The organism is Streptomyces sp. NPDC059788 (genome assembly GCF_042732265.1).
Classification (GTDB): domain Bacteria; phylum Actinomycetota; class Actinomycetes; order Streptomycetales; family Streptomycetaceae; genus Streptomyces.
Genome location: NZ_JBHWHY010000007.1, coordinates 156,545 through 169,120, shown reverse-complemented (window position 1 = coordinate 169,120; position 12,576 = coordinate 156,545). Strand labels below are relative to the sequence as shown.

Genomic DNA, 12,576 nt, shown 5'->3' with positions numbered 1-12,576 from the left:
CGCACCCGACAGGAGGGGGCATTCCGGGCGCCCCCGCTTCTCCGGACGCCCCCTCCGCCGCCCCGCAACCGCCCGCCCACCGAGCCGAGGCCACGACCATGAACCCGTACCAATCCCTGCCGCCGCGCTCGTTCTGGCGCTCCGCCGTGGCCGAGCCGGACCCGATGGACATCGGCGGACTGTGGACCCCCAAGTTCGCCGTCGGCCAGGACGACGTCGTCCTCACCGCCGGTTCCTGCTTCGCCCGCCACATCGGCCGGGCGCTGCTCGAACGCGGCATGAACTGGCGGGACGCCGAACCCGCCCCGCCGGGGCTGACCGAGGAGGAGCGGCGGGCCCGCCACTACGGGGTGTTCTCGTTCCGTACGGGCAACATCTACACCGCCGCGATGCTGCGGCAGTGGCTGTCCTGGGCCCACGGCGAGACCACGCCGCCCGACGAGGTCTGGAGCGAGGGCGGCCGCTGGTACGACCCGTTCCGCCCCGCCGTCGATCCGGAGGGGCACGCCTCGGCCGACGCCGTACGGGCCGCGCGAGAAGGGACGCTGGCGGCGCTGCGCGGCGCCGTGGCAGAGGCGGACTGCCTCGTCTTCACCCTCGGCCTGACCGAGGCGTGGGTGGACCGCCGCGACGGCACCGTCCAGCCGGTCTGCCCCGGCACGGTACGGGGCACCTTCGACGCCGAGCGGTACGCGTTCCACAACTTCACCTTCGCCGAGGTCCACCGCGACCTGTCCCACGCCATCGGGCTGGCCCGCACCGCCAACCCGGGACTGCGCGTACTGCTCACCGTCTCGCCGGTCCCGCTGACGGCGACGGCCACCGGCGGCCACGCCCTGACCGCCACCACGTACTCGAAGTCCGTACTGCGTGCCGTGGCCGGGCAGCTGGCCCAGGAACACGAGGACGTCGACTACTTCCCCGCATACGAGATCGTCACCGGCTTCCCCTTCAAGGCGAAGTTCTTCGAGCCGAACCTGCGCACCGTCACTCCGGACGGCGTCGCCTTCGTCATGCGGCAGTTCTTCGACGCGCTCGCACAGGTCCCGGACGCGCAGCCGCCCGCCGTTCCTGCCCAGCCCACCACGACCGGAGAGGACTTCTGGTGTGACGACGCCGTACTCGACTACTACAACCAGGCCTGAGCCCGCGACGGCGTCCCCCGCCAGGTTCCTGCTGCTCGGCGACTCGCACGCCGGGCCCGTCGGGCGGGCGGCGAAGGCCGCCGGCATCGCGTTCAGCGGTGGCCCGGTCGGCGCGGGACGCGACTTCAACGCGGGCTTCTTCGACCTGCGCGGCACCGACGTCGCCTTCCGCAAGCCCGAGGCGGACACGTACTACCGCCGCTTCCTGGACGAACTGGGCATCTCCGGCCTGGGCGAGCTCACCGTCCCGCTGGTGTGCACCTTCGGCTTCAGCGCCCACTTCGTCGCGACCACCGAGAACTGGCAGATCTACCGGGTCGGCGGCGGCTTCGCCCCGGGCTTCCTGGCGAGCCGGCTCTTCGACGACCTCGTACGCGCCACGGTCCGCGACGCCCTCGCCTTCTACGAGCACGCGCGCGGTCTGGGCCTGCGGGTGCTGGCCGTGATGCCGCCGCAGCGGGTGCCGGGCCTGTCCGACCCGGACGTCTTCATGGCCGCGCAGGAGTCCGTACGGCGCGCCGTCACCGCGCTCGGCGTCGAGGTCGTGGACCTGCGCGACCGCGTCACCGACGCGTCGGGGCGCCAGCGCCCCGAACTCTGCGAACCCAACGACGTCATCCACGGCAACCTGGCCTTCGGCCGGCTCATCCTGGCCGACCTGCTGGCCCGGGGCCTGTGACATCCCGTTCCCCCGAACCATCCCGTACCACCCCAGGAGGGGCGCAATGGAGCAGCACGCACTGGACGCCATCGAACGCGTCACGACCCGGAAGCCGGAGGTCTACGACACGATCTCGGTGGACCCGATCACCCCGCTCACCGGCGCCGAGATCTCCGGTCTCGACCTGTCGAAGGAGCTGACGGACGGCCAGGTGGACGAGCTGCGGCGCGCCTTCCTCGCCCACCACGTGCTGGTCTTCCGCGACCAGACGATGACGCCCGAGGACCACAAGCGGCTGGCCGCCCACTTCGGTGAGCTGCACCCGGTGGCGGCCCCGGCCGAGGACTCCGACCCGTACGTCCTGGAACTGAGCACCACCAAGGAGTCGCGCGCCGTGGCCGGCAACGGCTGGCACGCCGACGGCACCGCCGACGCCGAGCCCTCGCTCGGCTCGATGCTGCACATCATCCGCCCGCCGGAGGGCGGCAGCGGCGGCGACACCCTCTTCGCCAACATGCACCTGGCGTACGAGCTGCTGTCGCCCGCCATGAAGGAGTTCCTGGACGGGCTGACCGCCGTACACGACGGCATCCTCCCCTGGCAGGGCCAGACACCGCCGGCCGACTACGTCGTCCCCGTGAACGAACACCCCGTCGTGCCCCGCCACCCCGACACGGGCCGCAAGCTGCTGTTCGTCAACGGCGCCTACACCTCGCACATCCCGCAGCTCACGCGCGGCGAGAGCAAGGCCGTACTGGAGATGCTCTTCGACCACATCGCCCGGACACCGCTGCTGAACTGCCGGGTGCGCTGGACCCCCGGGACGCTGGTGTTCTGGGACAACCGCTGCCTCCAGCACCACGCGACGTGGGACTACTACCCGCAGACCCGGTACGGGCGCCGGGTCGCCATCAAGGGGCACCGTCCCCAGGCGTGACGCGCACGGCGACCGCCCCGGGTCCGGGGACCCGGGGCGGTGCGCACCGGCCGAGGTGCGGCGCAGGACCGTTGCGGCTCAGGCCGCTTCCGTCCTGGCCAGGCTGTCCGCCAGCCCGTCCGCGAGCCGCCCGTAGGCGGCCCGGCGCCGCTCGTCCTCCTGCCCGTCGGCCGTCTCCCGGTTGGCCTCGGCAAGGGCGCAGGCGTGGACGTACGCGCCGGGGTACGCCTCGGCGAAGGCCCGCGCGTCCTCCTCCGCGTACGCCGCCGCCACCGCGCGTGAATTCGCGAGCGCATGGGCCTCCGCGAACGACCGGGCATTCGCACCGGTGTTGAGCTTCGCGTAATACTCGGCGAACTCGGCAGTCTTCTCCTCGCCGTAATCATTGGCCGTCGCATAAGCGCGGGCATTGGCCGCCGCCGTGGCGAAGGCGTCGGCGTAGGCATAAGCGAGCCGGTAAATCTCCTTCAGCGCCGGCTCCAGCGCCGCGGCCCACTCGCTTTCCGTGATCCGCTCCCCCGCCGAAGCCCGCTCGTGCAACGACCGTACGGCTGACCATTCCGCGCCCGTACCGCCCCGCCGCGCGCTCGCCGCCACCAGCATCGGCAGCACCGTACGCACCTGCCAGTCGTGCACCGCGCCCAGCGGCACCCGCCCCCCGAGGCGCTCCAGCTCCCCGTGCACCCGCCGCGCCCAGGCCTCCGCGGCCCCGGCGTCCTGACCGTCGCACAGCGCCGCGGCCAGCTGCGCCGGCCACGCGGGCGCGCCCGCCCCGTCCCCGCCCGCCGGGGCGCCGTCCCCCGCACCGGCCCCACCGGCTTCCCATTGCGCGCGAAAACTCGAATACGCCTCAGCGGCGACCGGGGACGAGCTCATCTGCCTCTCCTCTTACCTTCGCAGGGATCTTCACCGTATCCCGGCACGCTGCCGGCGCTTTTCCGGGGATCGTCACAACCCCGCCACAAACACCCGGCTCCCACCGGCAGCGGCCGCCCGGCAATTACCGGCCATGGGATGCTGAAGCGTTGGCAGTTCACGGCAGGGACGGGAGAGTACGACAGCGTGGGGGCAGTGATACGACGGGGCCTGACCGGCGTGTGGGACCGATTCGCGGCATCCGACCCGGGACTGCTGCGGCTGATGGCGGGACTGCGGACGGTGGCGGCCATCGCGCTGACCCTCGTCGTCCTCGCCGTCCTCGGCACCGACGTCACCCACCTGGTCGCGGGTGCCATGACGGCGATGGTCGCCACCTTCGCCATCAAGGAGAAGCAGGTACGCGGCCAGGCGGTCACCCTGGCGCTCGGCCTGCCCGTGGCGCTCGCCGCGGTCTTTCTCGGCGCCCTGCTGCACAGCCAGGTGATCGCGGGTGACATCTTCTTCGTCGCCCTCATCTTCGGCGCCGTCTACTGCCGCCGGTTCGGCGACCGCGGCACCGCCCTCGGCCTGATCGGCTTCCAGACCTACTTCGTCTCCCTGTTCGTCGGCGCGACCGTGTCCGCCCTGCCCGTCCTGGCACTGACCCTGACCATCGCCTTCGCGTGCAGCGCCGTCGTCCGCTTCACCGTCGTACCGGAGACGCCGCAGCGCATCCTGCAATGGCTGCGCGGCGCCTTCCGGGCACGGGTCGCGCAGCTGGTCGCCACCCACATCGAGCTGCTGGACGCCCGTCCCGACCAGCTCGACAAGGTCCTCGACGACCTGCGGCGGCACACCGCCCGGCTGCACGAGTCGGCCCTGATGATCCAGGGACGGCTGGAGGACGGCACCCGCGACCCGGCCACCGCCGCGCTCCTGCAACGCCGGGTCGCGGACGCCGAGATCGCCACCGAACGGCTGGGCGTCCTGCTGCTCAACGCCCGCACCGCCGAGCGGGCCGACACCCTCACCCTCCACCTGCCGCGGGCGCCCCTGCCGACCGCGGAGAACGAGATGCCGGCCGAGGACGCCGCGACCGTCACCCTGCGCCGCGACCTGAACGCCCTGCACCTGCTGGTCTCCCGGCCGGCGTCCGACCACCCGGGCACGGCGGTCGCCCACGTACGCAACCGGCTGCTCGGCTACCGCGACGAGGACAACCTGCCGCGCGCCTCGATCGCCGTCCAGGACGTCTTCCGCGGCATCGGCGAGGCCGCCCGCTCCGTACTGGGCCTGCGGCTCGCGCTGGACGGGCCGCAGGACGAGTCCGACGACACGCCCGCGACGACCCGCTCCCGCGAGGAGTTCGACGCCGAGGACATCGCGCTCGGCGGTGGCGAGGAGCCGGCCGAGGACGAGCGCGCGGGCTTGCGGCGTCCCACCACCCGGGCGGCGTTCCAGATCGCGGTGGGCTCCACCCTCGCCATCGTCGGCGGCGAGTTCCTCTCCGCCCAGCGCTGGTACTGGGCCGTGCTGACCTGCTGGGTCGTCTTCCTCAACACCGCCTCCACGGGCGAGATCATCATCAAGGGCTACCGTCGGCTGCTCGGTACGGTCCTCGGCGTCGTCGCCGGTGTCGCGCTCGCGGGCCTGGTCGGCAACCACACCTGGACGGCGTTCGCGCTGATCCTCCTCTTCGTCTTCGCCATGTTCTTCACGGCGCCGCTCTCCTACGCCCTGATGTCCTTCTTCGTCACGGCGATGCTCGGCCTGCTCTACACCCTTCTGAACACCTACAGTCTCGACGTCCTCGTCCTGCGCATCGAGGAGACCGCCCTCGGCGCCGCCTGCGGCATCATCGCCGCCGTCCTCGTGCTGCCCGTCCACACCGACCGGCGCACCGACGACCTCCTCGGCACGGTCCTGACCAAGCTCGACGACGTCGTGGCGGCCTCCGTCGACCAGCTCAGCGGCGGCCCCGCCACCGACCTGCTGGGCCTGTCCCGCGACCTGGACACCGCCCTGGACGAACTGCGCGCCTCCACCCGCCCGCTGACCCACCCGATCAGCCCGCTCCGCGTCCGCCGCCAGACCGTCCGCTACCTGGTCGCCCTCCTGGAGACCAGCGCGTACCACGCCCGCTCCCTGGCGGCCACCGCCGAACTCGTCCCGTACAGCAAGACCATCGCCGCCGACCCCCGCCTGCAACGCGTCGGACAGCGCATCGCCCACAACATCGAGACCATCACCGCCCACGTACGCGGCGACAAGACCGACGCGAAGGTCAGCTCCGGCGCCACCATCGTCTCCCTCCTGGAGTCCGACGGCTCCGGCGCCCCGCACCCCGGCACGGTGACCTACCGCGTCCTGCGCCACCTCCAGCGCCTCGACGAGGGCATCTCCGGCCTCGCCCGCCCCCTGGACGTCCCCGTGGCCGGACGCCCCGACCCCAGGCCCCAGCGGGCCGGGCGCCCGGAGGCGAAGGCCAGCCGGGGCTGAGACGGGCCGGGGGACGCGCCTGGTTCGCCCGGCGGGCCTTCGCCTCCGGGCAGCCGGGTCACCCCGGAGACCGAGCCGGCCCGCCCGGCTCCCGCTCGCTCCCCTCCGGGCCGCCCCGCACCGTCCACCGCGCGCCGGTGTGCTCGCGGAAGGCGGCGACGGCGGCCTCCACGGTGGGGAAGGAGTGGGCCGGGTCGAGGGGGTGGGTGAGGCCGTAGCGTTCGAGCTTGATTCGGACCGGGGTCTTGAGCTCGGCGAACACCAGGCGGATGCCCCGGGCTTCGAGGGCCTCGTCGAGTTCTTCGAGGATGTCGGAGGCGGTGGTGTCCACGTCCGTCACCGGCTCGGCCGCGATCACGATCCAGGCGGGCGGCGGGTCGTGCCGCGCGAGGCGGCGCACCGCGTCGCGGAAGGTCCTGGCGTTGGCGAAGAACAGCGGGGCGTCGAACCGGTAGAGGACCAGGCCGGGCAGGTGGTCGGCGTCGGGGTGGGTGTGGATGTCGTGGAAGCCCTCCAGCCCGGCGACCCGGCCCAGTTCGGTTTCGTGGGGCCACCACGCCCGGCGGAACACGTTGAGGATGGACAGGCCGACGGCGATCGCGATGCCGGGCAGCACGCCGAGCAGCGCCACGCCGAAGAAGGCGGCGAGCGACAGCAGGCACTCCGCCCGGCGCTGCCGCCACAGCCGTACGGTTCCCGGGATGTCGATCAGTGACAGGGACGCGGTGATGACGACGGCGGCCAGCGCGGGCTGCGGGAGGTCGCGCAGGAGGCCCGGCAGCAGCACGATCATGAGGGTGATCAGGGCGGCGCCGACGAGGCCGGTGAGCTGGGTCCGGGCCCCGGCGCGCTCCGCGACGGCCGTGCGCGATCCGCTCGTACTGACCGGGAAGCCCTGGAACAGGCCCGCGGCCAGGTTCGCCACGCCGATGCCCGCCATCTCCTGGTTCCCCCGGACCTCCTGGCCGGTGCGGGCCGCGAAGGCCGAGGCCGTGGAGATCGTGTCGGCCAGGGACACCAGGGCGATGCCCAGCGCGCCGGCGAACAGCAGCCCGAGGTCGCTCGCCCGGACCTCGGGGATCGTGAGGGGCGGGAAGCCCTCGGGGAGCACGCCGACCGTGTCGACGCCGTGCTCGTCCAGATCGAGGAGCGTCGTCGCGGCGATCGCCAGGACCACCATGACGAGGATCGCCGGGACCTTCGGCAGCCACCGTTGCAGCACCAGTACGAGCGCCACGCCGACGCAGCCGACGGTCGCCGCCGCCGGGACCGCCTCGCCGTCGGCCAGTGCGCCGACGAACCCGGCGGCCTCGTCGATCAGGCCGTCGGCGTCGACACCGAACCCCAGCAGCTTCGGCAGCTGTCCGATCAGGATGGTCAGGGCCAGCCCGTTCATATAGCCGATCATGGTCGGCTTGGAGATCAGGTCGGCGACGAAGCCGAGCTTCGCCACGGACGCCAGGGCCATGACGGCGCCGACCATGAGCGCCAGCATCGACGCGAGCGCGACCGCCCGTTCGGGGTCCCCGCCCGCCGCGACGAGCGGCAGGACGGTGGCGGCGATCATCGGGCCGAGCGAGGAGTCCGGCCCCAGGACCAGGATGCGGGACGGCCCGCACACCGCATAGCCGAGCAGGCACAGGATCGAGGTGTACAGGCCGGTGATCGGCGGCAGTCCGGCCAGCTCCGCGTACGCCATGCCCTGCGGTACCAGCAGCGTCGTCAGGACGACTCCGGCGACCAGGTCCTTGGCGAGCCATCCGCGCCGGTAGGACGAGAGCACGTCGAGCCCGGGTACGGCGCTCCGTACGGCGGCCACGGCTCTCGGCCGCCGACGGTCACCGTCACGTGACATGTCCGCGCCTGCGCGCGACGAGCTTCCCGGTCTCCCACAGGGCCAGCAGGGCGACGGCGGGCACCAGCGCCCACCCGAACTGCCGCAGGTCGAGGTGGGTGGTGCCCAGCAGCCGGTTGAAGACGTCCATCTGCGTGACCAGGACGGCGAGGACGAACTCGCCGAGCATCGCCCGGTTCATGTACTTGCTGTCGAAACTGGCGGTCGTCAGCGCCGTACCGGTCTCGCTGCGGCATTCGAGCGCGGCCACGATCAGGCACAGGGCGAAGGACGTGAACGCCATGGAGTTGCCGATCCGTTCGCTGTCGAACAGCGCCCCGCCGAGCTGGATCATGCAGAGCAGGCCGATGCCGACGGCGAGCCCGGACAGTCCGACGGTGACCAGCACGCCCGTGGTCAGCACGGGCTCGCCGCGGGGCCGGGGCCTGCGGGTCATCAGTCCCGGGCTCTCCCGGTCGAAGCCGAGGGCGAAGCCGAAGGCGGCGTTGACGAAGAAGTGGATCCACAGCACCTGGGGCGCGGTGAACGGCTCGCCGTCGGCGATGTCGAACAGCGCGGCGCCGAGGAACGTCAGGACGAACACGACCAGCAGCACCAGGACGAAGCGGATGTATTTGGTGAGGTTGTCGTAGATCTTCCGGCCCTGTTCGACGGCGAAGACGATGGTGGAGAAGTTGTCGTCGGACAGGATCATCCGGCCCGCGTTCTTGGCCACTTCCGTTCCGGAGCCCATCGCGATGCCGATGTCGGCCGCCTTGATGGCCGGGGCGTCGTTGACGCCGTCCCCGGTCATGGCCACCACGTCGCCCTTCTTCTTCATGGTCTCGGCGAGCAGCACCTTGTGCTCGGGAGCGACCCGGCCGAGCACCCCGATGTCGTCGATCCTGGCCAGCCGGTCGGACTCCGGCAGCTCGGCGAAATCGGCGCCGAGGAGGGCCTCGCCCTCGATGCCGAGCTGCCGGGCGATGGCCGCACCGGTGATGACGTCGTCCCCGGTCACCATTCGCACCCGTATCCGGGCGGCCTGCGCGGCCGCGACCGCGTCCCGGGACTCCTTGCGCGGCGGGTCGACCATGCCCACCAGGCTCGTCATCCGCAGCCGGGTGACGTATCCGAGGAGGTCCCCGGCCGGATCGAACGCGGCCGGGTCCAGGTCACGGACCGCGGCGGCCATCACGCGGTGGCCCTGGCCCTCCATCCGTTCCACGTGGGACTGCGCCCGCTCGCGCAGGTCGTCGTCCCAGGGAATGCCGACGCCGTCGGCGAGCGCCGAGGCCGCGTGGGACATCACGGCGGGCGCCGCGCCCTTCACGAAGCACCGTACGACCGGCTGCCCGGAGGCGTCGGTGGCCGAGTTGAACGTGGCCATCAGCTTGTACGTCGGGTCGAACGGCAGGGTCGCCAGCCGGGGCAGCCGCTCCCGGGTGGCGTCGATGTCCAGTCCGGCCTTGTGGCAGAGCACCACGAGCGCGCCCTCGGTGGGATCGCCGACCACCTTGCCGTCCACGAGCGTCGCGTCCCCGGCGACCAGGTACGGCAGGATCGCCTGCTCGATGCTGTCCGAACTGCCCGCCGCGTGGTGGACCTTGCCCTCCAGGCCGTACCCGGTCCCGGAGACCGTGTACCGGTCCGTCGGCGACACCACCTCGACGGCGGTCATCTGGTTCATGGTGAGCGTGCCGGTCTTGTCGGAGTTGACGGCCGAGGTGAAGCCCAGGGTCTCCACCGAGGGCAGGTCCTTGACGATCGCGTTGTCCTTGGCGAGGTCGACGGCGCCGATCGACAGGATCGTCTGCGTCACCGTGGGCAGCGCCTCGGGGATGGCGGCGATGGCCAGCGCCACGGCGCTCACGAACAGCACGTCCCAGGCCTCGCCCCGGCTGCGCCCCAGGACGAACATCGCGATCATCGTCAGGCCTGCCGCCGCCGCGATCCACAGGGTGAGCCGGTCCAGCTCCTTGGTCAGCGGCGAGGCTTCCCTGGGCGTGGCAAAGAGCATTCCGGAGATGGTGCCGATCTCGGTCCCGGTGCCGGTGGCCGTGATGACGAGGGTGCCGCTGCCGTGGGTGACGGGGGTGTTCATGAACGCCATGTTCGAGCGGTCCGCGGGCCCCACCCGTTCGCCGGTGAGCGTCCGGGCCTCCTTGGCCACGGGCGCGCTCTCCCCCGTCAGCGCCGACTCGTCGATCTGCAGGGCGCTCGCCGCGATGATACGGCCGTCCGCCGGCACCTCGTCCCCGGCGGAGACGAGCACCACATCGCCCGTCACCACCTCCTCCGCCGGGATCTCGGCCTCCCGCCCGTCCCGGCGCACCCTGGCGGACGCCTTCATCATCGACTTGAGGGCGTTCATGGCGCTCTCGGCCTTGCCCGCCTGCCGCATGCCGATCACGGCGTTCAGGACCGTGAGGGCCAGCAGCAGCCCGGCGGTACCCCACTCCTTGACGAGCAGCGACACCACCGCGGCGGCCACCAGGATCACCTGCATGTAGCTGCGGTACTGGGCCAGGTAGCGGCGCCAGCCCGGCTCGGGCTCCTCCTCGGGCAGCGCGTTCGGGCCGTCCTGGCGGAGCGACTCGGCCGCGCGCGCCGCGGACAGTCCGGTGGCCGGGTCCACCGCGAAAGCCGCGGCGACCTCCTCCGGCGAGCGCGCGTACCAGCAGTCGGCCGCCGCTGCCGGGCTGTTGCGGGCATCCGTCTCCGCGGTCATCGTGTCCGCCTCCGATCCGTTCAGGACTGGACCGAACCCTGCTTCCGTTTCCCCTGCCCGCCCTTCTTGGTCCGCTTGCGGTTCCTGTCGGCGAGCGACGCCTCGTAGGGATCGGCCGGCGCGCCCCGGGGCGCCTCCTTCTCCAGGTCCTTCTTGGCCTTGGCGAGGTCGCGGCGGGCCGGTGCGCTCGTCTGCGGGTACCGCGGATCGATGTCGATCAGGGCGTGCGCGAGCACGGCGGCCGCGCAGAGCCGGGCGCGCCACTTGTGGTCGGCCGGGACGACGTACCAGGGAGCCCACCGGGTGCTGGTGGCGTTGAGCATGTGGGAGAAGGCCCGCTGGTAGTCGTCCCAGTACGCGCGTTCGCGCACGTCGGCCGCCGAGAACTTCCAGTTGCGCTCCGGTACGTCGATCCGCCGGAGGAACCGCGTCCGCTGTTCCTCCTTGGACAGGTTCAGGAACAGCTTGACGATGGTGAACCCGTTGTCGCTCAGATACCGTTCCCAGGCGTTGATCTCCCGGTAGCGCCGCTTCCATACGCCGCTGTCCTCGGCCGGGCCGGGGAGCCGCTGCCGGGCGAGGTTCTCCGGGTGCACGCGCACCACGAGCACCTCTTCGTAGTGGGAACGGTTGAAGATGACGATCTCGCCGCGCCGGGGCAGCCGGCGCGCGTAGCGCCAGAGGTAGTCGTGGTCGAGTTCCTCGGCGGACGGCACCTTGAAGTTCGCCACCCGTACGCCCTGCGGGCTCATGCCGCTCATCACGTGCCGGATGGTGCCGTCCTTGCCGCCCGCGTCCAGCGCCTGGAGGCAGACGAGGACTCCCCTGGTCTGCTCGGCGGCCAGCCGCCGCTGGTACTCGTCCAGCAACTCGATTCCCAGCTGGAGCAGTTCGACGCCGTCGGCCTTCTTCGCGACCCCCACACCGTGCCCCGGCGCGAAGTCCTCGGCCAGGTTCACCTGCCCTCCGGGGACGACACGCAGAGGTTTGATGAACGACTCGATACGTCCGGCTCTCACGTCGGTCATCGGCGGCCGGCCTTTCATCAGCGTGTTGCGCTCGACTACCGGAAACGGTGCGGGCGGTGGCGCGGGGGCGCCGGTGCCCGCGAGGTCACGCCGTGACGATGCCGAAGGCCGGCCGCGCCTCGCCCCCCGCCTGCCGACTCGGCGGCGGCGACAGGCCCCGCCGGCACATGGCGCATCACTGTTCACACCGGTCCGTCCCTGCACATGTCATGGGTGACAGAGCCGCCGGGGTCCGGGGCGACGACCACGAAGCGCGCACGCGGCGTCAATTCCGCGTGGGTCTCACCGTACGGCGGACTCCGCACCTCCGGGAGGAGTACGGAACGGGGCGGTTCCGCACCGGCGTCACCCGTCGTCCCCACGGGCATCACGCGCCACGACCACCTCCGTCAGGAGGGCGCCGCCGGGGTCGAGTTGATCCCACGTACCGCGCCAGGTCAGCAAGGCGATCGCGGCGGTCGGGAACTTGTTACGGACCTGTCGGAGCGCGGTGCCGACGCCGTCCCCGGCCGCCTCCAGGATCGCGTCCCGCAGCCCCGGGTTATGCCCGACCAGCAACAACGTGCCGACGTGCAGGGGCACTTCCCGCACGACCGCCAGCAGGTCCAGAACGGGCCCGTGGTAGAGCCGCGGCTCGTACCGGACCGGCGGCAGGCCCGCCAGCTCCCTCGCGGCCAGCTCCCACGTCTGCCTGGTGCGGCGGGCCGTGGAGCACGCCACCAGGTCGGGCAGCCAGTCCGACTCGGCCAGCAGCCGCCCGGCGGCCGACGCGTCGCGCCGTCCACGCGGGGAGAGCGGCCGGTCCTGGTCGGCGGTCCCCTGCGGACGGGCCGCTTTGGCGTGCCGCAGCAGCAACAGCCGCCGCAGCGCCGACGCGGTCATG

At 72.2% G+C, this 12,576-nt stretch carries 9 protein-coding genes; 4 read left to right on the top strand and 5 right to left on the bottom strand.

Annotated elements, in window-relative coordinates; genetic code table 11:
• The first annotated feature begins 98 nt into the window (after positions 1-98).
• The 3 genes from ACFV57_RS08870 to ACFV57_RS08860 are packed head-to-tail and all read left to right on the top strand — an operon-like array spanning position 99 to position 2,743.
• Positions 99-1,145, top strand: coding sequence for a GSCFA domain-containing protein (locus ACFV57_RS08870; RefSeq protein WP_385227415.1), 1,047 nt, complete (start codon positions 99-101; stop codon positions 1,143-1,145).
• Positions 1,108-1,824 (top strand): hypothetical protein, encoded by a 717-nt coding sequence (locus ACFV57_RS08865; RefSeq protein ID WP_385227412.1) that lies wholly within the window; start codon positions 1,108-1,110, stop codon positions 1,822-1,824. Before ACFV57_RS08870 ends, ACFV57_RS08865 begins: the two co-directional genes overlap by 38 nt.
• Before the next feature lie 46 nt (positions 1,825-1,870).
• Complete coding sequence (locus ACFV57_RS08860) at positions 1,871-2,743, top strand: TauD/TfdA dioxygenase family protein (RefSeq protein WP_385227409.1); 873 nt, start codon at positions 1,871-1,873, stop codon at positions 2,741-2,743.
• Between the two features lie 78 nt (positions 2,744-2,821).
• Here ACFV57_RS08860 and ACFV57_RS08855 read toward each other — a convergent pair whose 3' ends face one another.
• Complete coding sequence (locus tag ACFV57_RS08855) at positions 2,822-3,619, bottom strand: SpcZ (protein WP_385227406.1); 798 nt, start codon at positions 3,617-3,619, stop codon at positions 2,822-2,824.
• A 138-nt stretch (positions 3,620-3,757) separates the two neighbouring features.
• Here ACFV57_RS08855 and ACFV57_RS08850 point away from each other — a divergent pair, with 138 nt between their 5' ends.
• A complete protein-coding gene (locus ACFV57_RS08850; protein WP_385227403.1) occupies positions 3,758-6,100 on the top strand; it encodes an FUSC family protein in 2,343 nt (780 codons plus the stop codon).
• A 58-nt stretch (positions 6,101-6,158) separates the two neighbouring features.
• On the opposite strand, the gene ACFV57_RS08845 is transcribed toward ACFV57_RS08850, so the two are convergent.
• From ACFV57_RS08845 to ACFV57_RS08830, 4 genes are all read right to left on the bottom strand, one after another.
• Positions 6,159-7,955, bottom strand: coding sequence for a SulP family inorganic anion transporter (locus ACFV57_RS08845; RefSeq protein ID WP_385227400.1), 1,797 nt, complete (start codon positions 7,953-7,955; stop codon positions 6,159-6,161).
• Complete coding sequence (locus tag ACFV57_RS08840; protein ID WP_385227397.1) at positions 7,945-10,665, bottom strand: cation-translocating P-type ATPase; 2,721 nt, start codon at positions 10,663-10,665, stop codon at positions 7,945-7,947. The genes ACFV57_RS08845 and ACFV57_RS08840 overlap by 11 nt, the downstream gene beginning before the upstream one ends.
• 20 nt (positions 10,666-10,685) lie before the next feature.
• Entirely contained in the window at positions 10,686-11,693 is a 1,008-nt protein-coding gene (locus tag ACFV57_RS08835; protein WP_385227394.1) for a polyphosphate kinase 2 family protein, read from the bottom strand.
• A 345-nt stretch (positions 11,694-12,038) separates the two neighbouring features.
• Positions 12,039-12,575, bottom strand: a complete 537-nt coding sequence (locus ACFV57_RS08830; RefSeq protein WP_385227392.1) for a SixA phosphatase family protein — start codon at positions 12,573-12,575, stop codon at positions 12,039-12,041.
• Position 12,576: the final 1 nt, after the last annotated feature.